We start from the raw sequence: 24,346 nt of genomic DNA, 5'->3' as shown, positions 1-24,346 counted from the left end.
GGCTGGACCTCGATGGAAGGAGAAGAGCCTTACGGCCGCACGGTCGCCGTCATCGCCGCGCCCGCGCCGACGCTGGCCGAGAGCTGGGCGATCCGGACAGTGAATTCACTCTGCGGGGCACCGAAATCGGTGCTCTCGTCAGCGGCCGCATAGAGGGCTTCGGGCGACGTGAGGGTGAAGGTTCGCCGCACCGTCCCGCCGTCGAGGATGTCGAGCCGGTAGGCCTCGCTGGCTTCGCCCAGCGGCACCTCCACCGCCTCCCATCCGTCCCCCGCGATGCGGGTGCGGCGGATGAAGGAGAGCGCGACGCCCGCCCCCGTCCGCCGCGCCCGCACATGCACCGGCGAAAGCGGCGTGAGCGCGCGGCCGGAGACGGTGGCGGACACTTCCGTCACCTCCTCCGCGCCCTGGTCGTCCCGGGCCGAGCCGACGCGATAGATGAAGCTGCGCCCCAGCGCCGCGACGCCGCTGGCGACGCTCACCAAGGTGCCGTCGAGGCGCACGATGCGCGTGCCCGCAGGCCACGCTTCCGCCCCCGCGCCTTCCGTGCCGGCGAGGCCGCGCAGCAGGCCGCTGAGGCGATAGCTGCCCGCATCCACCAGTTCCGCCTCGGTGAAGGCGACGATTTCCGGCGCGCGGTCGTCGGCGAGGAGCACGAGGAGGTTGGTCCCCGCCAGCACCTCGGCCTCGCTCGCCGAGACGAGGAGGGAGGTCTCAAGCGTCACCTCCATCCAATTGTGCCGGTCGAACCGCCACAGCGGTCCCGGAGGAAGCGGCGCGGTGAGGGTGCCGAAGGTGGCGGAGGCGGTGATGGGCGCCAGCGTCTCGAAGGTCGCGCCATCGGTGGAGCGCCAGATGGCGAGCGTGCCCGGCCAGGGCGAGGCCGCGGCGGCAAGCCATTGCAGCGGAACGGGTTCCGCCTCCGACAAAGCCGGTAAATCGAGCACCCGCACCGCGGGCGGGCCGGAGGCGCCAGGCAGCGCGATGCTCCCCGCCCCCTCCTCCGCCAGCGCCACGTCGAACACCTCAGGCTCGATGGTGCGGGCGGTGACGGCCAGCGCCTCCGCCTCCTCCACGCGGACGATCTCCACGAGGCGCGTGCGGCCATCGAAGGTCAGCCGCACGAGATCGCCGGGCGCGAGCGCGAGCAAGGAGGGCGGGAGGGAGAAGGAGAGCGTCTCGCGCCCCGCCCACAGGTCCTGAAGCCAGACATCGGCGGCGCGCACCATCACGGCGTCGGAGGCCACCACCGCGAGGTCCGCCTGCGTCACGTGCCGGCTCTTCCCCGCGAGGCGGCGGGAGGAGACGGTGGCGCGGCGGTAGTCGCGCAGGGCATCAACGAAGCCCACCGTCACCTCCAGCGGCAGCTCCGTCTCCTGCGCGCGGGTGACGGCGAGAAGCGGCGTGCCCTCCACCTGCACCAGATCGTCGGTGGCGATCTCCGCCACCGCCCCCTGCCCGCGCGGGCGGAAGACGATGCCGCCCTCCCCTTCCCCCGCCTCGAAGGCGAAGGCGCGGGCGAGCGGCTCCAGCGCCGCGCGGGCGGTCATGGGCTGCTCCACCACATAGCCCTCGACGGCGCCGGCAAGCTGCGCACTGTCCACGTCGGCGATGCCGAAATCGGCGGCCAGCGTCGCCACCAGCGCATCGAGCGGCGCCGAGCCGAGACGGCCGGTGAGCCAGTGGCCGGTGGCCCAGTTGGCGCCATCCGCCCACACGTCGGTGGCGTAGGGGAATTGGGGATAGGGCCGCGCATCCCAGCTCCACAGGAACAGCGCGTCGGGCTCGACCATGCGGCCGGGATAGAGGGTCGCGGCGGGGTTGTCGGTGGGGTCCGCATCCGCGCCGAAGGTGGCGAGGATGGCCTCCAGCGCGCGGCGCTGGATGAGGTCGTCCCGTGCGCCGGAGGAGAAGGGCGGCAGGCGGTTCTCGGCGGATTTCGCATCCGGGAAGGCGCTCGGCCGGTTGGCGCCCTTGTCCACCGCCGGGCATCCCGCCTCCATCAGGCGGATGGGCTTGGCGCCTGGCACATAAGCGGTGGGCGTCGCGCTGCGCACGCCCGCGATGCGCTCGTGATGGGCGTTCGCCCACCAGGACCAGAGATCCTTCTGGCGATACACCCACGGCTCGCCGAAGGCGCCATCCGTGATAGCGGTGCGGTCCTGCGCGGCGCGGGCGGCATCGTCCGTATAGAACCAGTCGAAGGCCTCGCCGCGGCGCAGGTTGGCCTTCAGGTACGCGCGGTCGTGGATGGACTGCGCCAGCCCCGCATCGAGATGGGCGGAGCCGTCCCGCCAGTCGGCGAGCGGGGGGTAGTAATCGATGCCGATGAAGTCCACCGCATCGGCGCCCCACACCGCATCGAGGGGAAAGCACACGGCGCCGGAGGCGAGCACCTGCGCGCCGTATTCCGTCCAGTCGGCGGCGTAGGAGACGAGGGTATCCGGCCCCACCACCGCCTTCACATCGGCCGCCAGCGCGGCCAGCGCGGCGGCGGCGGGGAAGGCACCGGTGTCGTCCGTGAGGCGGGTGAGCGCGGCCATTTCCGAGCCGATGAGGATGGCTTCCACCCCGCCCGCCGCGACGGCGAGATGGGCGTAGTGCAGCACCATCCGCCGGAGGCTCCATTCCTCCGGCCCGTGATAGACCACGCCCGTGCCGACGCGGGTGAAGTCCCCTGCCCCCGCCGTGCCGAACAAGGCCGCCACCTGCGCGCGGCAGGCCGCCGTGCCATCCACCGTCCCCGTCCGCCCCGGCGCCGGATCGCAGGTGATGCGCCCGCGCCAGGGATGGGGCGGCTGGGAGGCGGCGCCAGTCCACGGATCGGGGCGCGTGTTGTCGGCGGGGATGTCCATCATGACGAAGGGGTTGAGCGTCACCTTCAGCCCCTCCTCGGTCATCCGGGCGATGGCGCGCACCACGCTGTCGTCGGAGGGGGTGCCGCCATAGGCCGCGCGACCCTCATATTGCGAGACGGCGGGCGTGGTGAGCCGCGTCTGTCCTGCCACGCTCCACAGCGCGGGGGCGGTCGCCTTGTTCGTGCGCTCGCACTTCGGCCGCACGGCGCATTGGCCGGCGCGCAGATCGTCGCCGAACCAGGACACCACCAGCGAGACGCGCGCGAGGTTGGGGCAGGCGCCGAGGAGCTGGTCGAGGGAGGCCTCGAAATCGCTGAAGAAGGAGGTGACGTGCCGGTTCTCCGGCCCGTAGCTCGCCTCGCCATAGACCTGGCGGATGTTGCGCGTGTCGTAGCCGAATTCGGTGGCGCCGGGGATCAAAGTCACCGCGCGCACCTGGCGCTCCAGCGCGCCGATGGAGCGCTCCACCTCCACGGTGATCTGCGGCAGGCGGTTGCCGTAGTCGGTGAGTTCCAGATTGCGGAAGGTGAGGTAGGCGACGCCGCGATAGGCCGGCGTGCCCGCCGTGCCCTGCTTCGCCTCGATCCACGAGTCCGGCGCCTCGTCCGCCGCGCCGAGATGGGTGGTGATGTGCAGGCGGCGCGTGTCCAGCAGCTTGCCGTCCGCCCAGATGCGGCCGATGCGCGAGACCGGACCTTCGCACAGGGCCACGGCGAAATTGGCGTAATAGGTGTAGGTCGTGGTGCTGGCGGAAAGGCTGCCGCCCTTGCCACCGACGGACTGCGTCTCCTCCTTCTTCACCTCCTTGAGCTTGGTGGCCCAGATGACCTGTCCGGCGAGGCGCGCGCGGCCGTAGATGCGGGGCAGCGGTGCACCGGCGGTGGATGCCATCACGTCGAGGTCGGTGAGGCGCGGGCCTTCCGCATGGCGCGAGCGACTGCCGCCGAGAAGCGCCCCGTCGATGACCGAGCCGCCGAGCGCGCCAAGCGCCCGCCCCGCCACCGCGCCGATGGGTCCGAACAGCGCGCCGCCGATAAGGCCGCCGGCCGCGCCGAGAAGCAGCGTCGCCATGGGTGAGGCTCCGGAATGGGGGGAAGATGATCCGAACCCGCCCCATCGCGCCGTCATCGCCCGGCGTGTCCGGGCGATCCACGGTTTGGCGGGGTCGGGTTTGCGGGCAGCGCTCAAGCGGCCCGGTGGATGCCCCGGACAAGCCGGGGCATGACGGTGGGGAGGACGGTGCAAGCGCTCCACCTGCGGTGTCGCTTGTCCGGGGAACGGTGGATGAACCTCGCCCCCTACCCCACCCCGGGAAACGCGAACGCATACGCCAGCCGCCGCCGCCACCAGGGGGTCAGCGCGGTCTCGCACACGCTCGCGCCGTCATAGGCGTGGATCATCCGCCCGCCCTCGCAGAGTAGCGCGGCGTGCTTCGCCGGAAGGTGCTCCCGGAAGCGGAACAGCACCACGTCGCCGGGCTGCGCCTCGGCCAGCGGAATGGTGACGAGATGGCGCCGCGCGGTGTCGGCCAGCGTCTCGCAGCGACCGGCCTCGGCCCAGTCGGGCGCGTAGGACGGCAGCGTCTCCGGTTCCGGCCCCACCACCGCGCGCCAGATGCCGCGCACGAGGCCGAGGCAGTCCGCGCCGTGGCCCTTCAGGGAGGCACGGTGGAGATAGGGCGTGCCGATCCAGGCGCGGGCCTCGGAGAGGATGGCGGCGCGCAGAGCGCCGGGGTCTGCGGGCGCGCTCATTCCCTGAGACTCCCGTCGTATCCGCCCTCGCCGGGAATGGCGACGGAGATGACCGCATCGTTGCCTGGCATGTGCGGGAAGCCGCGGAAATTGAATGCGTTTGAGAAGCGGTCGCGACAGGTCGCAAAGCGCTTGTCGCAGCCGGCGGTGAGGGTGATTTCGTCGCCCTCCGCCACCTCGAACGGCGGGCGCTGCCACAGGCGCAGGACCACCCCGTCCGCATCCACGAAGTGCGCCTTCACCTCGGTCGCGAAGCCCGCATTGGCCCCGGTCGCGAACATCGCGCGACCCCGCGCGAAGGCGCCGGCGGCAAAGCCGTCGAGCCCGCTCACGCGCAGGCGCAGTGCCCCTTCCACGAGGCTCACGACGGCGGTGGCGGAATGGGCCGGCGCGGCGAGGTCCACGCCGCAGCGGGCGTCGCCGAGATCGGCATCGCAGGTGGGGCTAAAGAGGCGCCCGCGCGTCTGGTTGAAGGCATCCGCCAGAGCGCGAATCTCGGCGGTGAACACGCCGTCTTCCGAGCGCACCTCGCCGATGGTTCCGCGCCGCAGGAGAAGGTGCTGCGCGGGCGACTGCCAATTGACCAGAAGCATGTCCACGCCAGCCCCGTCATAGAGGCCGGCGGCGAGATCCGCCGCATCGAGCGCATCCGCGCTGAGCGCGCCGGAAAGTTCTGCGCCGGTGACGGAAAGCCCCTGCGCCTGCGTGCTTTCCGAGCCCGCGATGCCGGAGGCGGCGAGGAAGGTCACGCCCGCGATGAGGAGGTCGCGATCATGGTCGGTGAAGCCGAGCACGGTGCCGTCGCGGCGGGTGACGCGCCAGGCGCGGCACAGCGTCGTGACGCCGCTCGCGAGATGGTCGGCGAGCGCGGGATCAAGGGTACGCATGTCAGCCTCACACGCGGATTTCGATGACGGGGATGCGGGGGATCGCGCCGGCCGCGAAAGCAGAGAGATCCACCTCAAGAAAATCGGTGTCGAAGCGCACCGGAACATCGAAGCGGAAGCCCGCCGTGACCACCGCCGACGCGGGCGGGATCGCACCCGCCGCGAAGGTGATGAGGCCCCGCGTGGCATCGAGAGAAAAGTGCGCGCCTTCAACATGTTCGATGCCATTCACCGCGACCTTCACGCTGCCCGCGACGGGCTTGGTGATGGCCCGCAGATAGGGGGCGTGGAGAGCGCCGTAACGCTTCGTCAGCGCGAAGGTGGCTCGCACGCCGTCGCCGGCGCCGATGAGCTGGTCGAGGGCGCTCACCTCGCCGTCCGGAGCGGCCGACGACTGGTCGAGACGATCGCGCCAGCGGAAGCCGTGGAGACGCCCGCGACGCTCCTCGAAGAAGGCGACGATTTCGGCCAGCGCGGCGAAGGTTTTCACCCCGTAACCAGCATCCCAGCGCCGTCGCGAATCAGCCTGGCGCGTGTTGCGTTCCTCGCGTCCCGATGCGGTGGTGACCACCTCTGTGACACGCTCCGGACCGCCGGAAGCGCCGAGAGCGACCTCCAGCGGAAACAAAATCTCATGAAAGGCGGCCATATGATGCCCCCATCCCCTAATTCTTGGCCGAAATCAGTAGAGATGGCCTTGACATAGTTGAACGTGACGCCTTGACTTTCCGATGCCCCGTTGAGCATGGAGCGAAAGCATGGCTACCAAGCCCGCGAAAAAGCCGGCCGCCGCCGCCGAGAAACCCGCCGAGAAGAAGGCCGCAGCCCCCAAGGCCGCAGCCAAGACCACAGCACCCAAGACCACAGCACCCAAGCCCGCCGCCAAGCCCGCCGCCGCTCCCAAGGCTGCTGCACCGAAGGCCGAAGCCAAGACCGCCGCACCGAAGGCCGCCGCGCCGAAGGCTCCCGCCAAGAAGGCTGCTGCACCGAAGGCTGAAGCCAAGGCCGCGGCTCCCAAGGCCGCTGCACCGAAGGCGCCTGCCAAGAAGGCCGCTGCGCCCAAGGCTGCTGCTCCCAAGGCTGCTGCCCCGAAGGCCGAAGCCAAGGCCGCGGCTCCCAAGGCTGCCGCCAAGAAGGCTGCTGCTCCCAAGGCCGCTTCCGCGAAGGCCGCCGCCAAGCCGGCCGAGGCTCCGGCTCCCGAGAAGAAGGCCGCCGCTCCGAAGGCTGCGAAGGCACCCGCCAAGGCCGCTGCGCCCAAGGCCGCTGCCCCCAAGGCCGCTGCGAAGCCCGCTGCCGAGAAGAAGGCTGCCGCTCCCAAGAAGGCTGCCGCCCCCAAGGCTGCTGCGAAGCCGGCCGCTGCCGCGGCTCCCGCACCCGCGCCGGAGACGAAGCCCGCTGCCGCCAAGCCCGCTGCCCCCAAGGCTGCCGCCAAGCCCGCCGCCAAGAAGGCTGCTGCGCCGAAGGCTCCCGCGAAGAAGTGATCTTCGCTCCCCGATGGCGGCGTGCGGCTCAGGGCCCGCGCCACCGCCATCGGAGCGCCGCCGCAGGGCGGAGACACGAGACGGACGCCCAAGGGCGACGGAAGAGCGAAGATGCCGCCCACGGGCGGCAGCAGGGACCGGCTCCCGGCTTTCGTCCGGGAGCGCATGTTTGGCATTCGTCTGCGCCCGGGCACCGTGAGGCCTGGGCCTTTGCGTATCAGGGCACCCCTATTCCAGGGTGCCGATAGGTGGACGTCGTATCCGTTCGGGCATCGGCCAGTGGGGCAAGGCCGGAATGCCGCGAACGGAACGACCTCGCGGTGGGAAGCCGTCCCACCGATCGCACGCGCAAGCCGTCGCGGCTTGCGGAGACGCTCGGCAAAGGGACGTTCCGCACCGGACATGATCTCGACAGGACCATGAGGCGCCGGCACGGCTCAGCCGGACGGCGCTTCCGTGGGGCGTGCGACGTATCCGCGCCTCGGATGAGCGCGCTACCCGCCAACGGCCTCAACGTCACGCGCGACATTCCGCCCTCACGCGCAAGCTGCCGGTTGGTCAGGGGATTTCGCGGCGGGCGCGGCGGCGCTATGGTCCCGGTGGCTCGCATCGGGCGAGCCGGTCCGGAACCTGCCTCGCTGCCAAAGCTCGCTGCCATGCCTCGCGCGTCTGCCCCCCTCTTCTCAGCCCGGCGCTTCGGCGCGGCGCGGATGTCTTTTGCGCTGGTGCTCGGCGCGGCCTTCGTCGGGGTCGCCGGTAGCGCGGCGATGGCGCAGTCCGCCAGCAAGAGCTCCAGCGGCAGCGGCAAGAGCGACAGCTTCTGCGCCAGCTATGGCGCGGGCTTCCAGCGGGTGCCCGGCACGGATTCCTGCGTGCGCAGCGGAGCGGCCGTGCGCACCGATGCCTACGGCGGCAATGCACCGAGCAACGCGCCGAACCAGTTCAACAACACCATCACCCCGTCCCAGCCCTCCGCTGCGCCCGACCCGTGGAAGTCCGCGCGCTGAGGTGAGCCCTCACCCGCCGCGCTGCCCGCGCGCCACCGCCCGCGCCACCAGGCCCGAGACGTAGGCATCGGAGCGGCGGAAGCCGGAGAGGTCGGGCGTCGCAATATTCACCGTCACCGGCCCGCGTCCCGCGCCTTCGGCGCTGCGCACGCCCAGCCGCCCGTCCGCCCCGCGCGCCAGCGGCAGGATGGCTTCCGCGCCTTTCTCCCCCATCAGGCCGAGGGAGGCGCCGAGGGGAAAATAGGTGGGCGCCGCCACCACCCCGCCGCGCGCGAAGGGCTTCACCTGCCCCTCACCGATCACCCCGCCCTTGGCGAAACCGAGCCCGCCGGCGCCGGAGAGAAGAGACGTGAGCGAGCTCTCCAGCGGCTTCAAAGCGGCGGTCAGCGCGAGGTTGGCGAGGCGCGTCGCGAGCTGCTCCAGCACCGTGCCGAGGTCCTTGCCCTGCACGGCGAGCCCGGTGAAGGCGGAAGCCAGTGCCGAAGAAAAGCCGCGCGCGGAGACTTCCGCCGCGCCCAGCGCCGCCATGGCGCTGCGGGTGTCCACCTGAAGGGCGATATCGACGGTCTCGGTCACGGCATCATCCTCTCATGCGATCGGGAAACCGCGCCATGAGCGCGGAAAGGCCCGCGCGGTCGATGGCCTCCGGCGCGGCGGGCAACAGCGCGGAAAGGGCGGCCGCAAGCTCGCGCGGCGTCATCCGCCAGAAGGCGTCGGGGGCGAGCCGCAGCAGGCCGAAGCCGGCGCCCATGGCGAGCGCCCAGGGAAAGGCGCGCGCAGCGGGCGCCTCCTTCACGCCCGCTGCGGCAGCGGAGGGGATTGGGGCGTCTCCTCCCCGCCGAAGGTGGCGGCCAGCAAATCGGCGACGATGCGCGCGAAGCCCGCCGCGCCGCCATCCGCCCGCATCCGCTCCACCTCCTCCACGCGCACATCCGCCCCCGCGCCATTGAGCCCGGCGGCGATGATGCGCGCGGCGTCCCGCGCCGAAAGGCGGCCCCGGCCGAACCGCTCGGCGAGCGCCATGAGATCGTCGGCACCGAACGCTGCCTCCAGCTCGGCGAGCGCGCCGAGGGTGAGGACGAGCACGCGCGGCGTGCCATCGAGCACGGCGGAAATCTCGCCGCGCCGGCGGTTGGGCATCCCGCCGCCCATCACAGGGCCGCGAAGGCGATCTCGCCCGCGCTCTCCAAGGTGAGGTCGAAGGTGATTTCCCGGTCGTGCTCGGCCGCGATCTCCAGCGCCGTCACCTGGAACGGGCCGGTGAGCGTGCCGAAATCCGGGATCAGCAACTGGCAGCTCGCCAGCGCGCCGGAGAAGAAGAGCTGGCGGACGAGGGTGTCGGACGCCGCGTCCTTGAACACGCCGGAGCCGGACACCGAGGCGCGCTTCACGCCCGCCCCGTCCAAAAGTTCGCGCCAGCGGCCGGCGCTCTCGGAATGGGTCACGTCCACGCTCTGCGCGTTGAAGGCGAGGGTGCGCGTGCGCAGCCCCGCCACGGTGATGAAGGAGGTGCCGTCATGCACCTTCAGGAGAAGGTCCTTGCCCTTCTGCGCGGCCATCTGTCTCTCCGGTCAAACGGGCTCGGTGACGGCGCGGAACCGCACCAGAGCGTGGAAGGTGCGCCCGTCGCTCTCGCGGCGGACCTCGGCGGTGGTGGCGCGCAGATTGGCGAGCCGGTGGCCCTCAAGCGCGAGGGGCGCGTCGTGCAGCGCCGCCTGCACTCGCGCGGCGATGGCGAAGGCTTCCGCCCGCCCGCCGGAGCGGGAGAAGACGTGCAGCGTCAGCGCCTGCTCGGTGCCCGCCTCGGTGGCAGTGGACCAGTCCGCCACCACCGCCTCGCCGAGAGTGACGAAGGGAAAATCCGCATCGCCCGGCGGCACGTCATGGATGCGCGGCGCGCCGATGAGCGCCACCAGCGCCGCGTCCGCCACAAGGGCGGCGTGGATGGCGGCGCGCAAAGCGAGCGCGGGACTGTCGAGGGGCAGGCTCACGGGCGCCTCCTGCGGGCGAAGAGCAGGCGGATGTGGTCGAGCACCGGATCGCCCGGCCGGTCGAAGGCGCCGCGCACGCGGCCGAGGAAGGCGCTGCCGGAGACCTGCACCAGAGGCCGCGCGGGGGCGCCCGCGACGGTGGCAACGGCGCCGGTCTCGGCGCCGATCTCGGCCGCGAGATCCTCGGCGGCGCGGGCGGCGGCAGCCGCTTCCGCATCCGGGAAATGGCGGGCGGCGATGCGGCGGGCGAGACCGTCGAGGCCGCGGGTGCGGACGCTGAATTCCGTCCTCATGCCTGTTCCTCGCTGCAGCGGATGCGATGGAAGCGGCCCCGCCCGTCCGCATCGATGATGGACTCCACCGCCAGCACGCGGCCGGCATGGATCAGCCGGTCGCCGGCCGCGATGGTGTTGGGCGCCCGCACGGTGACGCGCAGCACGCGCGCGGCGCGGGGGCGGTCCTCGCCGAGGCCATAGGCGGTGGAGACCTCCTCCACCGCGCCCCACAGCACATCGACGGAGATGAAGGAGCGCGCGACGCCGCCGGCGCCGTCCGGCACCTCCAAAGGCGTCTGGTGGGTAAGGCGATGGCGCAGCGCGCCGATGCCGCTCACAGCCGCACCACGCGATAGGGCGCGATCAGCGCGCGGACGGCGGCGGGGAGCGCCGTGGCATCCCCCGGCCCGTCGCGATGCTCGTAGAGATGGGCGAGCATGAGCCGCACCGCCTGCACGAGATCGGCCGGCACGCCAGAAGCGTCCGCGCCATAACCGGCGAGGAGCGTGATGACGATGCCGCCATGGGAGACGAGGGGCGCCGAAACCTGCGCGGGCGAGACGCGGATCAGCGCCGGCGCCCGGTCGCCCACCAGCGCAAGCGCACCTTCGGGCAGCGCCACCGGCGTGCCGTCCGCCGCCGCGACCGTGGCTTCGAGGATCGTCCGCACCGGGGCGACGGGCGCCGGGATGACGCCACGCAGGGGCCAGCGGTCCAGCGAGACGCGCCAGGTCTGGTCCATCAGGATGCGCCCGCTCTCGGCCTCCACATGGCGGCGGGCGGCGGCGATGAGAGCATCGATGAGGGGGTCCTCCGCGTCGGTCTCGACACGCAGGAAGGCCTTCGCCTCCGCCCGCGTCAGCGGTTCGGCGGCGGGGCCGGAGAGAAGTTCGGCCATGGGGGGGCTCCGGGTGAAATGGATGGGCGAGTGGCAGTTGCGCGGCGGGCGGCCCCTTCCGGCACCGGCCGTGCTCCCTCTCCCCTCGAAGTCGGCTATTGCCGACTTCGACCCTCACGAACCGAACTCGGCAAAAGCCGAGTTCGGGCGGGAGAGGGTGGGGGTGAGGGGCGTGGCGCAGCAGGGACTGGCGTCGGGTTTGGCGGAGAGGTCTCCCCCCCTCACCCCCGGCCCCTCTCCCGCGAGGGGAGAGGGGAGGAAGGCGCGCTGTTCTCCGGATCAGCGCTCCGGCTGCCCCGTCGCTTGGCCAGGGCACCATTGACGCTCCCGGCGGCGGGCGGCAGAAACGGGGGATGATGACGCTCCGCCCCCTCGCGCTCGCCCTCGCGCTCCTCTCCGCCGGCCCGGCCCACGCCATCGTCGGCGGCGCGCCCGCGGCGGCGGATGTGGCGGCGCAGACGGTGATGATCGTCTCCACCCGCGGCGCCTCCTGCACCGGCACGGTGCTGGCCCGCGACCTGGTGCTGACGGCGGCCCACTGCGTCGCGCCGAAGGCGGACTATGCGGTGGCCATCCTCGGCGATGGCGAACCCCGGCTGGTGCCGGCGGCGCGCGTTTCGGTGCATCCGCGCTTCGACGCCGACCAGTTCCAGACCCGCCGGCCGACGCCGGACCTCGCCCTGGTGAAGCTCGCCGAGCCTTTGCCCGCGCGCTTCCGCACGGCGCGGCTCAGCCCGGCCACGGGCCTGCCGGAGAAGGGCGCCACCTTCCGGATCGCCGGCTATGGCGTCACCGCCGACGGCGCCATGAAGAGCGCGGGCACGCTGCGCAGCGTCGCCCTGCCCTCCATCGGCACCACCGGGGGCATCATGGTGCGGCTCTCCGCGCCAGAGGGTGCGGCCGGGGCCTGCACCGGGGATTCCGGCGGGCCGGCCTTCCTCGACGGCGCGGTGGCCGGCGTGGTCGGCTGGGCGACCGCCGCGGGCGGCGCGCGCGGCTGCGGCGGCGTCACAGGCGTCACGCTGGTGTCGCTGCATCGCGACTGGATCACGAGCACCGCCAAGGTGCTGGGGAGCCCCCTCCCCGCGACCGGGCTCTGACATGCGGGCCGCCCTGCAGCATGCATGGCGCGGCTTCGTGGTCCTTCTCGCGCTCGCGGCCCCCGCGCACGCCCAATCCCCCGGCGGCGAGACCGTCGATCACGCCATCTGCCGCCTCATCGACGGGGCGGCGGCGAAGGAGGGGCTGCCCGCCTCCTTCCTCACCCGCCTCATCTGGCAGGAAAGCTCGTTCCGCCCGGATGTGGTGAGCCGCGCGGGCGCGCAGGGCATCGCGCAATTCATGCCGGGCACGGCGAAGGAGCGCGGGCTTGTCGATCCGTTCGATCCGGAGGCGGCGATCCCGGCCTCCGCCGCGCTCATCGCCGATCTCAACCGGCGGTTCGGCAATCTCGGCCTCGCAGCGGCCGCCTACAATGCCGGGCCGGGGCGGGTGAACGGCTTCCTCGCCGGCGGCGGACTGCCCAACGAGACGCGCGCCTATGTGCGCATCATCACCGGCCGCACGGCGGAGGATTGGGCCGGGCTGAAGAAGCAGGGCACGGCCGCCTTCGGCCCGGCGGATTTTTCCCCCGAGCCGTGCCTCGCCACTGTCGCCAGCCTGCGCAAGGGTGCGCCGGCCCCCGCCGCCGGCCAGCCGGCGAATGCGCTGTTCGCGCCCTGGGGCGTGCAGATCTCCGGCAATTATTCGCGCGACATTGCGCTGGCCTCCTTCCGGCGCGAGGCGGCGCGGGCGCCGCAGGTGTTCGCGGACCTCGTGCCGGTCATCATCTCCACGCGGGTGGGCGGGCGCGGCCCGCGCACCTTCTATCGCGTGCGCCTGCCGGCCCAGTCCAAGGCCGAGGGCATGAAGATGTGCGAGCGCCTCCGCAAGGCCGGCGGCGCCTGCCTGGTGCTGCCGAACTGAGGGGGTCATTTTTCCCTCTCCCCTTTGCGGGAGAGGGTGGGTCGCGGCGCAGCCGCGAGACGGGTGAGGGGGCTGGTGCCGCGCAAGGCCGCAGCCGGACGGTTGGCGCTGAACACCCCTCACCCCCGGCCCCTCTCCCGTAAGGGGAGAGGGGAGAGAGCGCCCGCTTCGCGGCACTTTTGCGCTGGCCCCCGGATCGGCGCGCCGGCTTTCGCCGTCGCTGGTCCGGGGAACAGCCCTCAGCTCGCGGCGAACTTCATGAGCTTCGCGGCGTCGAAGTCCTGCACGCCGCCGCCCACGCGCTTGGTGGTGTAGAACAGCACGTAGGGCTTGGCCGAATACGGGTCGCGCAGCACCCGCACCCCGGCGCGGTCCACCACCAGGTAGAAACGGCGGAAGTCGCCGAAGGCGATGGCGTGGGCGTCCGCGGCGATGTCCGGCATGGCCTCGCTCTCGGCGACCGGGAAGCCGAGGAGGCTCGCCGGCTGGCCGACGCCTGCGGGGGGCGCCCAGAGATAATTGCCGTTCTCGTCCTTCAGCTTGCGCACGGCGCCTTGCGTCTTGCGGTTCATCACGAAGGTGGCGTTCTGGCGGTAGCCGCCCTTCAGCGCATAGACGAGATCAAGGAGCGGATCAGCCGGCGTCGCGGAGGGGAAGGCGCCGGCCGCGCCGGTCGCCACATAGCCCACCTTGTCCCAGGCCCAGGCGCTCTCGGCGACCTTGGTATAGGCGAGGAAGCCCTTGGGCTTGGCCACCCCGTCGCCGGTGACGAAGGCGGTGCCCTCCTGTTCGGCGAAGGCGGCGTCGACCTCCTGCGCCAGCCACTCCTCGATGTTCACCTGCGCATCGTCGAGCAGCGCCTGCGTCGCCGCCGGCATGGCGTAAAGCTCCATGGCCGGGAAGGCGAGTTCAGCGAGGACGGGGCTGTCGGTCTGCGGGCGCGCGGCCGTCTCGGCCGCCCAGCCGGAGGCGGGGCCCGAGGTCATGAAGGGCTTGCGATAGGTGCCCGCGCCGATGACCCGCACCGTGGCGAGCGCGCGGATGGGCGACAGGGCGGCGAGCCGCCGGCCGATCTCCTGCTCCGCCTCGTAGGGCACGAGATAGCCGCCGTCCGCGCCGGTGCCGGCGGAGAGGGCCTTCGCCTCCAGCGCCTTCAGGCCGCCGGCCTCGCCATGGCGGGCATAGGTGTCGAACGCCGCGCCGTGCTGGGAGGCATCGGCCGTGCGCTCGGGCGCCGCGCCCAGCGCGGGGCGGCGGGCCTTGGTGGCGAGCGCATCGAGCCGCGCCTGGTGGGCGTCGAGGGCCGCATCGATGCGGGCGAGCTGCTCGGTGGTGAGCACGTCCGCGCCGCGGCGCTCCATCTGCGCGAGGCGCGCGTCGTTGGTTTCCTTGTAGGCCTCGAAGGCGGAGAGGAAATCGGCGACCGCGATACGCTGCTCGGCGCCGGCCACCTTGGTCTCGGGCGCACCCTCGTGAGTGCCAGTATTCAGCGACATGGGAAGAACCTTCTGTTGAGCGGAGATCAGGCGCCGGCAGCGGCGCGCAGGCGGGCGGCCGCGGCGGTGAGCAAAGCGGCCGGGGACGGGGCCGGGCGCCGGATGCGGGCGTCGTCGGCTTTGCGCGCAATGCGCGCTTGCGGCTGCATGGGAAAGGTGACGACCGACACCTCCCACAGATCGATGCGGGCGATGCGACGCAGGCGCGTGCGCGGATCGGTGCGGGCCGTCACCGCCTTGAAGCCGATGGAGAGGCCGTCCAGCGCGCCGTCGCGGACCAGCGCCGCCACCTCCCGTGCGCGGGCGACGAAGGGCGAGAGCCGGCCGCGCACATAGAGGCCGCGCCCGTCCTCGATCACATCGGTCCACACGCCGATGGGCTCGGCCGGATCGTGCTGGTAGAGCATGCGCACGCCGCCCGCGCCCTGGCGGGCGAGGCTCGCCGCGAAGGCGCCGCGCTCCACGAGATCGCGGCCGAGGTCCGGCACGTCGAACAGGCAGGCATAGCCCTCGATGGCGTAGCCGTCGGCCGTGGGGTCTGAGGCCGCCATCGCTCAGGCGCCCCCTGCGGGCGGGGCCGGCTTCTTGCGGCGGCGGCTCTTCTCGATGCGCTCCAGCGTCGCCACGAACTCGCGGAAGACCGTGCCGGCAGCGGCGGGAGGGGCCGGCGGCGTGGCGCGGGCCTTGGTTTTGGGCCCGCCGGTGAGCGCGCGGATGCGCGGCGCGGACGCCTTCTGGAATGGCGATCGCATGGGTGTTCTCCGGGAATGTGTTGGGGGGTCAGGAGAGGTCGTCGAAACGCGCGTTGAAGCGGGCCAGTTCGCGCACCAGCGCGTCCATCCGCGCATTGGCACGGGCCAGCTCATTGAGCGTCCGCCACAGGCCGGCGGTCGCCGCCAGCGCCCACAACAGCAGCGCCAGATGCGCGAGATCGCCCCGCTCGGCGAAGGTGCGGATGAGGATATCCATGGGGGGCTCGCGAAGGGGGAGCGAAAGCGGAGCAGGTTGTTGCCCGCAGATGAATTATCGTTTAAGTTGTATTTTGACGCGATACACGCTTAAGCCCATATGCCGACCAACCAGGACGAGGCATTGATGTCGCTGCCCCTTTCTTTGTCCGATAACCTGAAAAAGAATAAGAGCATCATCCACGCGTTGATAAGATGCGGCAGGAACCGTGCGAATGGCGCCCTCCGGCGCGGCGAGGTCGTTTACCTCATCCAGTCGCCAGAGCGAGAACGTCGCCGGAAGATCATCGGCTTCGTTCGCGACATTAGCGACCACGGCTCCGCCTACCTGAATATCTACGACGATCATACGGATAGTTGCCCTATCGACGAACTCTACAGAATTCGGCTTACCAACGTGTCGGACTGGACGATCGTGCCCTCCATGCGGTCGCGGGATTTTGAGCACGAGATCTACGAGTGGGATCCTCTCACCGGCCGTGCCCTTGCCCCCCGGGGGCGCCTGCTGACGAAGCAATGGGAGCCCCTGGATGCCAAGGGGCATCCCCACAAAGCCCAAGATCGCACCGCCAGCATCATTCGCGTCGAAGTGCCGTGACCGAAGACGTCCCTGAGGATGAGGCAAAGACCTACGATGATCGCTTCCTTTGCTTTATCGACATCTTAGGCTTCTCAGCCTACGTGATGCAGCATGCAGAAAACGCCAAGTCCGTCATCTCAAACGTCAAAAAAATACACCAGACTTCAAAGGACAAGATAACAAATATACATGGCGGCGAACTGGAACTGTCCGTGTTTTCGGACAGCATCATCATATCCACCGCTGCATGTTCCCATGCCGAAGACAATATGAGTCGATTGTGCGATCTTGCATGGAGCGTCAACAGTATCTGCATCGCGTTGCTGCGGGCGGGCTTTCTGACGCGCGGCGCTCTTGTACGCGGCGATCTCCTTCACCGCGATGGCACCGTGCTCGGCCCAGCGCTCGTACGCGCGTATCAGCTGGAGACTCAGTCTGCCATCTTCCCCCGCATCATCGTACAGAAGCCCGCACGGGTGCTCCTCGAGGCGAGCGGCACCCGGTGGGTCATCCCTGCCGGGGACGGCCCCTATTTTATCCATACCCTTAAAGACTTCGAGGAACGTGCAAAGGCGAGCCATACCATCGGATGGGCCAAATTTTCGACATCAGAGCCATTCCGATACATACGCGCATGCCGTGACATCATCGCACAGCTCTTAGAAGACTCGCGGGAAAACCATAAACACTATTCGTACAACAAATGGTTTGCCAAATATTTCGATCGCTACGTTACCAGATTTGGCCCTGCGAACGAGGCGGGCTGGATCAGTCCCATCGTCGAAAGCGACGAACTGACCTGAGTCGCCCTACCCCTGATACCCCACCGCCGCCCGCTTCTCCGCGTCGCTCAGGAAGTCCGCCGCGCCCACTCGCGCCCAAAGCTCCGAGCGCTCGGCGGAAAGCGCCTCGATCTGGTCGAGGTCGGGCACCAGGGTGAGGCCGCCGCCATAGGCCGGGGCGAGCCACAGAGCGAGGGCGTCGCACACGCGGCGCACCAGCGGCACGACGCTCTGGCGCCAGAGCGCGCGGTTCGCCTCGGCGTAGTTGGCATAGGTGTTGTCACCGGGGATGCCGAGCAGCATGGGCGGCACGCCAACGGCCAGCGCGATCTCCCGCGCGGCGGAATTGCGGGCGGCCTCGAAGTCCATGTCCTTGGGCGAGAGGGAGAGGGGGCGCCAGTCGAGCCCGCCTTCCAGCAGCAGCGGCCGGCCGGCATTCACCGCGCCCTGGAAGGAGGCTTCCAGCTCGCCCTTCAGCCGCTCGAACTGCTCCTCCGTCAGCGCGCCCGTGCCGCCATAGACGAGGGCGCCGGAGGGCCGGGCGGCATTGTCGATGAGCGCCTTGTTCCAGGCGCTGGCGGCGTTGTGGAGATCGAGCGCCTGCTGGGCGGCCGCCAGCGGGGCGAAACCGTAATGGTCGTCCAGCGGGTTGAAGGCGGAGAGATGCAGGATGGGCGGCACGTCGGCGCCGGGCACCAAAGTGTCCTGCGCGATGCGCACGGTCTGCGCGCCCAGCGTGTAGTCGAACGCCTCGGGCCAGCCATCCGGCCCCGGCACCACGCGCACCCGGTCGGGGCGCAGCACATGCAGTTCGCGCAGCGCGCCGTCCACCGCCACCGCCTCCACATAGGCGTTGCCGGCCACCAGCAAATGGCAGCAGATGGCCTCGAACAGCGCCGCGCGGGTGAGGCGCGGATTGGGCCGGGCGAGGAGATCGAGGAAGGGGTGGGTGTCGTGCTCGCGCCCGTTCACGGTGAGCACCAAGGGCACGGTGGCCGCCGCCTCGCCGATGAGCCGCACGGCGCGGTAGGCGATGGCGTTGCGGGCATAGCCCTCGCGGGCGAGCGAAGCGTAATCGCGCGGGGTCCAGCGCGGCCGGCCGGCGGAGAGGAGTGCGATGAGGCGCCCGGTGCGGCTCGCCTTCGCCTCCTCGGGCGCGCGGCGGAAGGGGGCGAGGAAGCTTGCCAGCATGCGGGGGCTCCGAAATGAAATCGGCCGCCCCCTGAGGCCGTTCCTTCGCGCAGCTCGGGGCGTCTGCGGAAGGATCGGATCAAGGAGCGGCCGGAGGTTGCACACCGGCGAACCGGCTGCAGGCCACAGGGGCGCCGGCGCGGCGGCCGGCGTTAAAGCGTGCGGAACGGGTGATGGCTCGGCTTCAGCCCGCCCGACGTGGGTACTCGTGGTGACGCGGCGGCAGCCGGTGGTAGAGGCTCGCCACCGCCACCAGGCAGACCGCGCCGGCGATGACGATGCCGGACAGTTCGAACGGGTCGATGGGCGAGGCCGCCATCAGCACCGGCACGGCTCCGGCGGGCGGATGGGACACGCGCAAGAGCAGCATGGCGAGGATGGCGAGGCCCACCCCCAGCGCCGCCGCCCACCAGGCGCCGGGAAACAGCAGGGTGAAGACGATGCCCACCGTGACCGACAGGGCATAGCCGCCGATCACATTGGCCGGCTGCGCCAGCGGCGAGGAGGGATGGCCGAACAGCAGCACCGCGCTCGCGCCGAACGGCGCGATGAGCAGCGGAAGGCTGGTGAAGGCGGCGGCGCCACCGACAAGGCCCATGCCCAGCATGCCGCCCGCGCCGGACTTCAGCCCGACCTGGACGGAGCCGCAATGGGGCTCATGACGTGCGAAAAATGCTTTCCAATGATGTCTCATGGCTCCAGACGAGGCAGAGCGGGCCAAGGGAAGGCAAATGTCTGCACACAACACTGTCATGCAGCCTCATTTGTAGGCACATGATGGACGTATTCTGGATGCCACGCAAGCGTCGTTACCGGAAACGCGCCAACAAACCGGTTCGCGCTGGGGCAGCACAGGCGTAGAATGATTGCGGGTCGTGGGTTGGGAGCAGATCGGGAGGGCGTCATGCTCTATGCCCTGGTCCTCATCGTCACGACCACCACGGTCCAGCCCGCGGCGACATCCGCCATGGGCTATGCGGGCGGCCCCTATGCCGGCGCCCGGTTCGTCACCACCGAGACCTCGCAGCAGATCGTCGGCTATTTCCGCAGCGAACGCGGCTGCCTCGGCGCCAGCCTGAAACGCAACGAAAGATGGCCGGACTTCGCGCCCGGACAGAGCGTCACCGGCCTGTGCGTGCAGGTGGAGATCCCGGTCGGCGGCGTCGTGGTCGGCAGCTGACGGCCTAAAGCCCCCGCACCCGCGGCGCGCCGGCCCTCGGGCCGAGCGCCAGCGCCGTCACCGCCCACACCAGCGCGTCGAGCCGGTCGGGCGAGCGGCCGGAGGAGAGGCCATCGGTGCCGAAGTCGCACATCTCGTCTTCCAGCTCCGGGAAGGCGCCGGCGTGGCGGACACGGGCCTGTTCGTAGAGGGCGGCCACGGGCTCGGCGCGCAGGAATTTGCCGCGCGTGGCGCGCACCTGCTCCACCGGCACGGCGGGGTCCACCTCGGCGATCACGGCGCGCACCATCTCGCCGCCCTGGTTCACCTCGGCGACGATGCGGTCGGCGGAAAAGCGGTGGAACAGCGCCACCGCCTTCGCCGCCCATTGGGCCGGGCGCAGGCCCTGCTCGGTGGCATCCGCCAGCACATGCACCACCCCCGCCGCGTCGATGCCCGCCGCCACCAGCCCGCATGAGTCGGCCCCGGCGCGGGAGGAGGCGGGCGGGTCCACCGCCACCACGATGCGGGCGAGCGGCGGGGCCTCTTGCTCGCGCAGCGCCTCCAATTGGGGGCGGGAGAAGAGCGCGTCCGGCCGGTCCTCGATGATCTCGCCATCCAGCTCCTGCCGGCCGAGGCGGGTGCCGCCATAGCGCGACATCACCTGCCCGAGGAAGGTGGGCGCGAGGTGAAAGGCATTGTCCGCCGTCTTCGCCCGGCTCACCGCCGTGGCGGGATCGGCGAGCAGACGACGCAGCAGCGCGGTGGGGCGCGGCGTGGTCGTCACCATCTGGCGCGGCTGGGCGCCAAGGCGCAGCGCGAATTGCAGCATGTCGAAGGTGGCCTCGCCCCGCTTCCACTTGGCGAGTTCATCGAGCCAGGCGGCGGCGAATTGCGGGCCGCGCAGGCTCTCGGGGTCTTCCGCCGAAAAGCCCTGCGCCACCGCGCCATTGGGCCAGACGATGCGGCGGCGGGTCGGCTCCCAGCGCGGACGCTCGCCGCGCGGATGGACGGCGAGGACGCCGGAGACACCCTCCACCATCACCTCGCGCACATCGGCCATGGTCTCGGCGATGAGGGCGATGGGGCTCACCGGGGCCGCCGCGAAGGGGGCCGCGCCGGAGGCGAGGCCGCGCACCCATTCGGCGCCGGCCCGCGTCTTGCCGGCCCCGCGCCCGCCCAGCACCAGCCAGGTGGACCAGGGGCCGCCGCCCTGCGCCTCGGCGGGGGGAAGCTGGTCCGGCCGCGCCCACAGCGCCCAGTCGGCGAGGAGGCGGCCGGCGTCCTCCTCGGGCAGAGCCTCAAGGAACGCCCGCGCCGTCCCCGCCTTCGCGCAGGCGATCAAGGCGGCGCGCAAGCTCGCGGCGGAAGGTGTCGAGGTCGCGGACGGTTCCATCTTGGTCCTTCGCCTTGCGCCGCTTGCGGGTCTCCGCCTCCAGGGCGGTCAGTTCCCGCAAAGTGCGCGCCAGCACAGCGAGCGCCCGGGCATCCTTCTCGGGCTCGGGGCGGGGCGCCTCGTCGCCGGGATCGACGGTGCGGGCGAGGCGGCCCTCAATCTCGTCGATCTGCCGCTCCGCCGCCCGCCACAGCCGCTTGAGCAGACCGCGCCGGTCCGGCTTGCCGGGGGCGTTCGCGGGGACCTTGGCGTCGCGCGCCTTCGCCGGCCGGCCGCCCACGGGATGGGCGGTGCGGCGCGGCACGGGATTGAAGAGGAAGGTGCCGTCCGGCCCCCTCTCGCGGTCGATCCAGTAATAGACGGTGGCGCTGGAGAGGCCGGTCTGCCGGCGGATCTCCGCCATGCTGGCCCCCTCCAGATAAAGCCGCCGCGCCAGCGCCCCCCGCGCCGGACGCGCGGACGGCACGGCGCTGCCGTGAGGCTGATCCATGGGCGGACCTCTGCGGTGAGGAGGAAACGAAAAGGTGCGGGGCCAAGAAGAGCACCCCCTGACCCCGCACCGCCGTCGCCCTCCGGCTCGACCGGAGGGCCCATGCTGCCGCGAGCGAAGGCCTTGGGCGGCCGGTGCGAATGGGGCCATGGGTGGTCCGGTCAAGCCGGACCACGACGACGGTTCCTTGAGGAAGAGCGCTCGCTCGCGGCGTTTCGGCCTCGGCCGTCAGGCACACGTCTCGAACATGGGGAAAAGATACCCAGGCAGCGCACCGCTGTCAAGGACTAAAATCCCAAAATCCCCCATCACCCCAACATCACCCGGTCCCGCCCCGCCAGCTTCGCCAGATAGAGCGCGCGGTCGGCGCGGCCGTAGGCTTCGGAGAAGGTGTCGCCGGGGGGTGTGAAGGTGAGGCCGGCGGAGAAGGTGTAGGTGAAGTCCGGCAAGGCGGGCAGCGGACGGGAGGCGCGCACGCGGGCGAGGAGGTCGCAAACGCGGCGCTCGGCGGCCACGAGGTCGGTCTGCGGCAGCACCAGCATGAACTCCTCGCCCCCCACCCGGCCGAAGCAGTCGGCGCGGCCGATGGCGGCGGCCATCAGGGCGCAATAGGCGCGCAGCAGGTCGTCGCCGGTCTGGTGGCCGAAGCGGTCGTTCACAGGCTTGAAATTGTCGAGATCGATGACGCAGAGCGCGCCGCCGGGGCCGTCGGGTGCCATCATCTCGTTGGCGCGGTGGATGGCGAAGCGGCGGTTGGCGACGCCGGTCAGCTCGTCCGTGTGGGCGGCGCGGAGCGCGTGGTCGCGGGCCTGCCGGATGTCGCGGGTGTCGACGCGGAAGGAGGTGACATCCACTCCCACGGTGAGCATCCAGCCGTCCGCATCCAGGGTCTCGTTCACCAACAGCCAGCGGCCGTCCCTGAGATCGCTCTCGAAGCTGCGGAAGCGCACCTTGCCGCGACGCGACTTGGCGGAGGCGAGCCAAGTCTCGAAATCCGGTGCCGTGATGATGATGCCGGTCCCCGCCGCATGACTGCGCCGGACCAGTTCCTCCCAGGTGGGGAGATCGCCCTCCGGAATGCCGAAGGTGGCCCGCAGGGCCGGGTTGGCATAACGCAGCCGGTCGGTGGGATCGTAAAGGCCGACAAGCAGCGGCGTCGCCTCGTAGAGGGCGCGGATGCGGGTCAGGAGGCCGGGCGTGCCGTCTTCGGCGCCCGCGTTTCCGAAGTCACGGATGTCAAACATGGCCCGGTCGAGCATACCTCAAGTGGAGACCTGACGGGCACAGGATTTGTAACGCCCGCCTCCTGCTTTCGGAGGAGACGGGAGCGCGCGTTCCGTCCCCCGCCCCGTGCTGCCCTAGCCGCGTGCCGCCATCACCGCGGGCGGCGCCTCGCCGTCCACCTGGATGCGGTTGCGGCCGCTCATCTTGGCCATGTAGAGCGCGCGGTCGGCGCGGCCGAACAGATCGGAGAAGGTGGTGCCCGGCCCGCCCGTGGCGATGCCGGCGGAGAAGGTGTAGGCGAAGTCCGGCCATTGCGGCAGCGGTCGCGACTGGCGCACCACCGACAGCATCCGCTCGACGATGAGCACCGCCTCCTCCGGCGAGGTCTGCGGCAGCACCAGCACGAACTCCTCGCCACCCACGCGGCCGAAGCAATCCTTGCGGCGGATCAGGCCGTTGATGCGCGCGGCGAAGTCGCGGAGCACCGTGTCGCCCGCGAGGTGGCCGACGAGGTCATTGATATATTTGAAGTTATCGAGATCCAGAACGCACAGTGTTCCGCCCAGCGCACCCGGCGCGAGCATGTCGTCCACCCGCGCGGTGATGAAGCGGCGGTTGGCGATGCCGGTGAGGTCGTCGGTCTGCGCCTCCCTGATGGCGCGGTCGCGGGCCTGCCGCACATCCCGGCCGTCCGCCTTGAGGGCGGTGATGTCGCTGGCGATGCAGAGCATCCACCCCGCCGCCGAGACACTCTCGGTCATCAGCAGCCAGCGGCCGTCGTAGAGGTCGGTCTCAAACGAGCGGTAGGGCACCTTGCCACGGCGCGAAAGGGTGGAGACGAGCCAGGCGTCGAAATCGGCGGCTGTGATGATGGTGCCCCGCCGCGCGGCATGGTTGCGCCGCATGATCTCCGCCCAGGTGAGTTCCTCGCCCGGCCCGAGGACAAAGGCGGCCCGGAACGCGGGGTTGGCATAGCGCAGCCGGTCGAAGCAATCATAAGCCGCCACTAGCACTTGCGTGCTGTCGTAGAGGTCGGCGAGGTGGTCGGGCAGGAAGGTCATTCGTCGTGCATCATAGCCCATTTGCCTGCGTTTTCGCATGTCTGGTCGCGGGTTTTGCTGCGTGCTGCTGTCTCAGGGCCTGAGCGTGGCGGGACCGGGCGGATGCCCGCCATGGCAAGCGGCTTCGCGCTGCGGTATGGAGTGGGGCGGCGCGCTGGCGCGTCGCTCTGGAGGGTGCGCGATCCCATGTTTCCGCCCGGCTTCCCGTCTGGCCTGCCGATGCTGGTGCCGCTGATGCTGGCCGCCTGCCTCATGGTGCCGGCCCACGCGCTGGAGACCCGGTGGCCGGACACCCCCGCCGCCCGGCAGCAGGCCCAGGAACTGGTCGAGGCGCTGAACGCAGATCTCCTCGCCCATGCGAGCGCCACCGCGACCCTGGAACGCTGGTGCGCCACCCGTGGCATCTCCGATCCCTCCCGGGTGGTGGCCGAGCGGGTCTACGAGCGGGAGGGCGCCGCCCCCCCGGAGGTGCGCACGCTGCTCGGCGCCGGACCCGACACGCCGGTGCGGCATCGCCGGGTGCGCCTCGTGTGCGGACCCACGGTTTTGTCGGAGGCGGATAACTTTTATCTGCCGGAAAAGCTGACAGCCGACATGAACCAGGTGCTGGACAGCACCGATATCCCGTTCGGCAAGGTGGTGCGACCGCTCGATTTCCGGCGGAAAACCCTCGATTCGACAGTGCTGTGGATGCCGGCGGACGAGACCGGGTTCAAGCCGGCCCCCGGCGCCGCGCTCCCCCTGCCCGCCTTCGTGCTGAGCCACCGGGCGGTGCTGACCCTGCCCGACGGCACCCCCTTCAGCGCCCTGATCGAGCGCTACACGGCAGGCATCCTCGGCCCCCCGCCGTCGCGCTGAGACCGGGGCGGCAAAGGCGGTTGGCGAA

The 24,346-nt window shown here is 71.0% G+C and carries 30 protein-coding genes; 8 read left to right on the top strand and 22 right to left on the bottom strand.

What is annotated here, in order from left to right:
- Positions 1 to 29: 29 nt before the first annotated feature.
- The 4 genes from V5F63_RS06065 to V5F63_RS06050 all read right to left on the bottom strand — a co-directional run bounded on the left by V5F63_RS06065 (position 30) and on the right by V5F63_RS06050 (position 6,145).
- Positions 30 to 3,929 carry a baseplate multidomain protein megatron gene (locus tag V5F63_RS06065; RefSeq protein WP_394102540.1) on the bottom strand — a complete coding sequence of 1,300 codons (3,900 nt, stop codon included), beginning with the start codon at positions 3,927 to 3,929 and terminating at the stop codon, positions 30 to 32.
- 227 nt (positions 3,930 to 4,156) lie between these two features.
- Positions 4,157 to 4,609, bottom strand: coding sequence for an NlpC/P60 family protein (locus tag V5F63_RS06060; RefSeq protein ID WP_394102539.1), 453 nt, complete (start codon positions 4,607 to 4,609; stop codon positions 4,157 to 4,159).
- Positions 4,606 to 5,496, bottom strand: coding sequence for a phage/gene transfer agent baseplate hub protein (locus tag V5F63_RS06055; protein WP_394102538.1), 891 nt, complete (start codon positions 5,494 to 5,496; stop codon positions 4,606 to 4,608). The genes V5F63_RS06060 and V5F63_RS06055 overlap by 4 nt, the downstream gene beginning before the upstream one ends.
- Before the next feature lie 7 nt (positions 5,497 to 5,503).
- Positions 5,504 to 6,145 carry a DUF2460 domain-containing protein gene (locus V5F63_RS06050; RefSeq protein ID WP_209488092.1) on the bottom strand — a complete coding sequence of 214 codons (642 nt, stop codon included), beginning with the start codon at positions 6,143 to 6,145 and terminating at the stop codon, positions 5,504 to 5,506.
- A gap of 109 nt (positions 6,146 to 6,254) precedes the next feature.
- On the opposite strand from V5F63_RS06050, the gene V5F63_RS06045 reads away from it, so the two are divergent.
- Positions 6,255 to 6,977, top strand: a complete 723-nt coding sequence (locus V5F63_RS06045) for a hypothetical protein (RefSeq protein WP_394102537.1) — start codon at positions 6,255 to 6,257, stop codon at positions 6,975 to 6,977.
- A gap of 710 nt (positions 6,978 to 7,687) precedes the next feature.
- Positions 7,688 to 7,984 carry a porin gene (locus V5F63_RS06040; protein WP_394102536.1) on the top strand — a complete coding sequence of 99 codons (297 nt, stop codon included), beginning with the start codon at positions 7,688 to 7,690 and terminating at the stop codon, positions 7,982 to 7,984.
- A gap of 9 nt (positions 7,985 to 7,993) precedes the next feature.
- Here V5F63_RS06040 and V5F63_RS06035 read toward each other — a convergent pair whose 3' ends face one another.
- The 8 genes from V5F63_RS06035 to V5F63_RS06000 are packed head-to-tail and all read right to left on the bottom strand — an operon-like array spanning position 7,994 to position 11,148.
- On the bottom strand, positions 7,994 to 8,560 hold the full coding sequence (locus V5F63_RS06035) for a phage tail tape measure protein (protein ID WP_394102535.1): 567 nt from the start codon (positions 8,558 to 8,560) through the stop codon (positions 7,994 to 7,996).
- 4 nt (positions 8,561 to 8,564) lie between these two features.
- Positions 8,565 to 8,780, bottom strand: a complete 216-nt coding sequence (locus V5F63_RS06030; protein WP_394102534.1) for a rcc01693 family protein — start codon at positions 8,778 to 8,780, stop codon at positions 8,565 to 8,567.
- Positions 8,777 to 9,124, bottom strand: coding sequence for a gene transfer agent family protein (locus V5F63_RS06025; protein ID WP_394028953.1), 348 nt, complete (start codon positions 9,122 to 9,124; stop codon positions 8,777 to 8,779). The genes V5F63_RS06030 and V5F63_RS06025 overlap by 4 nt, the downstream gene beginning before the upstream one ends.
- Positions 9,125 to 9,135: 11 nt before the next feature.
- Positions 9,136 to 9,543: a phage major tail protein, TP901-1 family gene (locus V5F63_RS06020; RefSeq protein ID WP_394102533.1), complete on the bottom strand. Its 408-nt coding sequence runs from the start codon at positions 9,541 to 9,543 to the stop codon at positions 9,136 to 9,138.
- A gap of 12 nt (positions 9,544 to 9,555) precedes the next feature.
- Entirely contained in the window at positions 9,556 to 9,975 is a 420-nt protein-coding gene (locus V5F63_RS06015; protein WP_209488086.1) for a DUF3168 domain-containing protein, read from the bottom strand.
- The gene (locus V5F63_RS06010) at positions 9,972 to 10,268 is read right to left on the bottom strand and encodes a hypothetical protein (RefSeq protein WP_394102532.1); all 297 of its coding nucleotides are present in this window, start codon (positions 10,266 to 10,268) and stop codon (positions 9,972 to 9,974) included. Before V5F63_RS06010 ends, V5F63_RS06015 begins: the two co-directional genes overlap by 4 nt.
- A complete protein-coding gene (locus tag V5F63_RS06005) occupies positions 10,265 to 10,588 on the bottom strand; it encodes a head-tail adaptor protein (protein ID WP_237355951.1) in 324 nt (107 codons plus the stop codon). The genes V5F63_RS06010 and V5F63_RS06005 overlap by 4 nt, the downstream gene beginning before the upstream one ends.
- A complete protein-coding gene (locus V5F63_RS06000) occupies positions 10,585 to 11,148 on the bottom strand; it encodes a head-tail connector protein (protein ID WP_209488083.1) in 564 nt (187 codons plus the stop codon). The genes V5F63_RS06005 and V5F63_RS06000 overlap by 4 nt, the downstream gene beginning before the upstream one ends.
- 353 nt (positions 11,149 to 11,501) lie before the next feature.
- On the opposite strand from V5F63_RS06000, the gene V5F63_RS05995 reads away from it, so the two are divergent.
- Positions 11,502 to 12,248 (top strand): S1 family peptidase, encoded by a 747-nt coding sequence (locus tag V5F63_RS05995; protein ID WP_394102531.1) that lies wholly within the window; start codon positions 11,502 to 11,504, stop codon positions 12,246 to 12,248.
- A 1-nt stretch (position 12,249) separates the two neighbouring features.
- A complete protein-coding gene (locus V5F63_RS05990) occupies positions 12,250 to 13,113 on the top strand; it encodes a lytic transglycosylase domain-containing protein (RefSeq protein ID WP_394102530.1) in 864 nt (287 codons plus the stop codon).
- A 239-nt stretch (positions 13,114 to 13,352) separates the two neighbouring features.
- Here the strand turns inward: V5F63_RS05990 and V5F63_RS05985 are convergent, their stop codons facing one another.
- The 4 genes from V5F63_RS05985 to V5F63_RS05970 are packed head-to-tail and all read right to left on the bottom strand — an operon-like array spanning position 13,353 to position 15,578.
- Entirely contained in the window at positions 13,353 to 14,609 is a 1,257-nt protein-coding gene (locus V5F63_RS05985) for a phage major capsid protein (protein WP_394102529.1), read from the bottom strand.
- A 26-nt stretch (positions 14,610 to 14,635) separates the two neighbouring features.
- Complete coding sequence (locus V5F63_RS05980) at positions 14,636 to 15,160, bottom strand: HK97 family phage prohead protease (protein ID WP_394102528.1); 525 nt, start codon at positions 15,158 to 15,160, stop codon at positions 14,636 to 14,638.
- Positions 15,161 to 15,163: 3 nt separating this feature from the next.
- Positions 15,164 to 15,361, bottom strand: coding sequence for a hypothetical protein (locus tag V5F63_RS05975; protein ID WP_168459202.1), 198 nt, complete (start codon positions 15,359 to 15,361; stop codon positions 15,164 to 15,166).
- A gap of 28 nt (positions 15,362 to 15,389) precedes the next feature.
- Entirely contained in the window at positions 15,390 to 15,578 is a 189-nt protein-coding gene (locus V5F63_RS05970) for a hypothetical protein (RefSeq protein ID WP_394102527.1), read from the bottom strand.
- Between the two features lie 126 nt (positions 15,579 to 15,704).
- Here V5F63_RS05970 and V5F63_RS05965 point away from each other — a divergent pair, with 126 nt between their 5' ends.
- Together V5F63_RS05965 and V5F63_RS05960 are read left to right on the top strand one after the other, a co-directional pair.
- Positions 15,705 to 16,175 carry a hypothetical protein gene (locus V5F63_RS05965; protein WP_394102526.1) on the top strand — a complete coding sequence of 157 codons (471 nt, stop codon included), beginning with the start codon at positions 15,705 to 15,707 and terminating at the stop codon, positions 16,173 to 16,175.
- Entirely contained in the window at positions 16,172 to 16,960 is a 789-nt protein-coding gene (locus V5F63_RS05960) for a hypothetical protein (RefSeq protein ID WP_209488079.1), read from the top strand. Before V5F63_RS05965 ends, V5F63_RS05960 begins: the two co-directional genes overlap by 4 nt.
- A gap of 6 nt (positions 16,961 to 16,966) precedes the next feature.
- On the opposite strand, the gene V5F63_RS05955 is transcribed toward V5F63_RS05960, so the two are convergent.
- Both V5F63_RS05955 and V5F63_RS05950 read right to left on the bottom strand, forming a co-directional pair.
- The gene (locus V5F63_RS05955) at positions 16,967 to 18,130 is read right to left on the bottom strand and encodes a phage portal protein (RefSeq protein ID WP_394102525.1); all 1,164 of its coding nucleotides are present in this window, start codon (positions 18,128 to 18,130) and stop codon (positions 16,967 to 16,969) included.
- A 184-nt stretch (positions 18,131 to 18,314) separates the two neighbouring features.
- Positions 18,315 to 18,737: an HPP family protein gene (locus V5F63_RS05950; protein WP_394102524.1), complete on the bottom strand. Its 423-nt coding sequence runs from the start codon at positions 18,735 to 18,737 to the stop codon at positions 18,315 to 18,317.
- A gap of 297 nt (positions 18,738 to 19,034) precedes the next feature.
- Here V5F63_RS05950 and V5F63_RS05945 point away from each other — a divergent pair, with 297 nt between their 5' ends.
- Entirely contained in the window at positions 19,035 to 19,310 is a 276-nt protein-coding gene (locus V5F63_RS05945) for a hypothetical protein (RefSeq protein ID WP_029555138.1), read from the top strand.
- 4 nt (positions 19,311 to 19,314) lie between these two features.
- Here the strand turns inward: V5F63_RS05945 and V5F63_RS05940 are convergent, their stop codons facing one another.
- The 4 genes from V5F63_RS05940 to V5F63_RS05925 all read right to left on the bottom strand — a co-directional run bounded on the left by V5F63_RS05940 (position 19,315) and on the right by V5F63_RS05925 (position 23,460).
- Entirely contained in the window at positions 19,315 to 20,685 is a 1,371-nt protein-coding gene (locus V5F63_RS05940; protein ID WP_394102523.1) for a DNA-packaging protein, read from the bottom strand.
- Positions 20,591 to 21,175, bottom strand: a complete 585-nt coding sequence (locus tag V5F63_RS05935) for a terminase gpP N-terminus-related DNA-binding protein (RefSeq protein ID WP_394102522.1) — start codon at positions 21,173 to 21,175, stop codon at positions 20,591 to 20,593. The genes V5F63_RS05940 and V5F63_RS05935 overlap by 95 nt, the downstream gene beginning before the upstream one ends.
- Positions 21,176 to 21,483: 308 nt before the next feature.
- Positions 21,484 to 22,419 (bottom strand): sensor domain-containing diguanylate cyclase, encoded by a 936-nt coding sequence (locus V5F63_RS05930; protein ID WP_209488074.1) that lies wholly within the window; start codon positions 22,417 to 22,419, stop codon positions 21,484 to 21,486.
- A gap of 114 nt (positions 22,420 to 22,533) precedes the next feature.
- On the bottom strand, positions 22,534 to 23,460 hold the full coding sequence (locus V5F63_RS05925) for a GGDEF domain-containing protein (protein ID WP_209488073.1): 927 nt from the start codon (positions 23,458 to 23,460) through the stop codon (positions 22,534 to 22,536).
- Between the two features lie 111 nt (positions 23,461 to 23,571).
- On the opposite strand from V5F63_RS05925, the gene V5F63_RS05920 reads away from it, so the two are divergent.
- Positions 23,572 to 24,318, top strand: coding sequence for a hypothetical protein (locus tag V5F63_RS05920; protein WP_394102521.1), 747 nt, complete (start codon positions 23,572 to 23,574; stop codon positions 24,316 to 24,318).
- Positions 24,319 to 24,346 lie beyond the last annotated feature (28 nt).

It is taken from the genome of Xanthobacter wiegelii (genome assembly GCF_043193855.2).
Classification (GTDB): Bacteria; Pseudomonadota; Alphaproteobacteria; order Rhizobiales; family Xanthobacteraceae; genus Xanthobacter; species Xanthobacter flavus_A.
The sequence above is the reverse complement of the archived record's forward strand: the minus strand, read 5'-3'. Positions and strand labels throughout refer to the sequence as shown.

Excerpts from the sequence above, each read along its gene's own strand:
- V5F63_RS06065 (WP_394102540.1), bottom strand. The coding sequence starts at position 3,929 with ATGGCGACGCTGCTTCTCGGCGCGGCCGGCGGCCTTATCGGCGGCGCG.
- V5F63_RS06060 (WP_394102539.1), bottom strand. The coding sequence starts at position 4,609 with ATGAGCGCGCCCGCAGACCCCGGCGCTCTGCGCGCCGCCATCCTCTCC.
- V5F63_RS06055 (WP_394102538.1), bottom strand. The coding sequence starts at position 5,496 with ATGCGTACCCTTGATCCCGCGCTCGCCGACCATCTCGCGAGCGGCGTC.
- V5F63_RS06050 (WP_209488092.1), bottom strand. The coding sequence starts at position 6,145 with ATGGCCGCCTTTCATGAGATTTTGTTTCCGCTGGAGGTCGCTCTCGGC.
- V5F63_RS06045 (WP_394102537.1), top strand. The coding sequence starts at position 6,255 with ATGGCTACCAAGCCCGCGAAAAAGCCGGCCGCCGCCGCCGAGAAACCC.
- V5F63_RS06040 (WP_394102536.1), top strand. The coding sequence starts at position 7,688 with ATGTCTTTTGCGCTGGTGCTCGGCGCGGCCTTCGTCGGGGTCGCCGGT.
- V5F63_RS06025 (WP_394028953.1), bottom strand. The coding sequence starts at position 9,124 with ATGCCCAACCGCCGGCGCGGCGAGATTTCCGCCGTGCTCGATGGCACG.
- V5F63_RS06020 (WP_394102533.1), bottom strand. The coding sequence starts at position 9,543 with ATGGCCGCGCAGAAGGGCAAGGACCTTCTCCTGAAGGTGCATGACGGC.
- V5F63_RS06010 (WP_394102532.1), bottom strand. The coding sequence starts at position 10,268 with ATGAGGACGGAATTCAGCGTCCGCACCCGCGGCCTCGACGGTCTCGCC.
- V5F63_RS06000 (WP_209488083.1), bottom strand. The coding sequence starts at position 11,148 with ATGGCCGAACTTCTCTCCGGCCCCGCCGCCGAACCGCTGACGCGGGCG.
- V5F63_RS05995 (WP_394102531.1), top strand. The coding sequence starts at position 11,502 with ATGATGACGCTCCGCCCCCTCGCGCTCGCCCTCGCGCTCCTCTCCGCC.
- V5F63_RS05990 (WP_394102530.1), top strand. The coding sequence starts at position 12,250 with ATGCGGGCCGCCCTGCAGCATGCATGGCGCGGCTTCGTGGTCCTTCTC.
- V5F63_RS05985 (WP_394102529.1), bottom strand. The coding sequence starts at position 14,609 with ATGTCGCTGAATACTGGCACTCACGAGGGTGCGCCCGAGACCAAGGTG.
- V5F63_RS05980 (WP_394102528.1), bottom strand. The coding sequence starts at position 15,160 with ATGGCGGCCTCAGACCCCACGGCCGACGGCTACGCCATCGAGGGCTAT.
- V5F63_RS05975 (WP_168459202.1), bottom strand. The coding sequence starts at position 15,361 with ATGCGATCGCCATTCCAGAAGGCGTCCGCGCCGCGCATCCGCGCGCTC.
- V5F63_RS05970 (WP_394102527.1), bottom strand. The coding sequence starts at position 15,578 with ATGGATATCCTCATCCGCACCTTCGCCGAGCGGGGCGATCTCGCGCAT.
- V5F63_RS05965 (WP_394102526.1), top strand. The coding sequence starts at position 15,705 with ATGTCGCTGCCCCTTTCTTTGTCCGATAACCTGAAAAAGAATAAGAGC.
- V5F63_RS05955 (WP_394102525.1), bottom strand. The coding sequence starts at position 18,130 with ATGCTGGCAAGCTTCCTCGCCCCCTTCCGCCGCGCGCCCGAGGAGGCG.
- V5F63_RS05950 (WP_394102524.1), bottom strand. The coding sequence starts at position 18,737 with ATGCTGGGCATGGGCCTTGTCGGTGGCGCCGCCGCCTTCACCAGCCTT.
- V5F63_RS05945 (WP_029555138.1), top strand. The coding sequence starts at position 19,035 with ATGCTCTATGCCCTGGTCCTCATCGTCACGACCACCACGGTCCAGCCC.
- V5F63_RS05940 (WP_394102523.1), bottom strand. The coding sequence starts at position 20,685 with ATGGAACCGTCCGCGACCTCGACACCTTCCGCCGCGAGCTTGCGCGCC.
- V5F63_RS05935 (WP_394102522.1), bottom strand. The coding sequence starts at position 21,175 with ATGGATCAGCCTCACGGCAGCGCCGTGCCGTCCGCGCGTCCGGCGCGG.
- V5F63_RS05930 (WP_209488074.1), bottom strand. The coding sequence starts at position 22,419 with ATGTTTGACATCCGTGACTTCGGAAACGCGGGCGCCGAAGACGGCACG.
- V5F63_RS05925 (WP_209488073.1), bottom strand. The coding sequence starts at position 23,460 with ATGACCTTCCTGCCCGACCACCTCGCCGACCTCTACGACAGCACGCAA.
- V5F63_RS05920 (WP_394102521.1), top strand. The coding sequence starts at position 23,572 with ATGGCAAGCGGCTTCGCGCTGCGGTATGGAGTGGGGCGGCGCGCTGGC.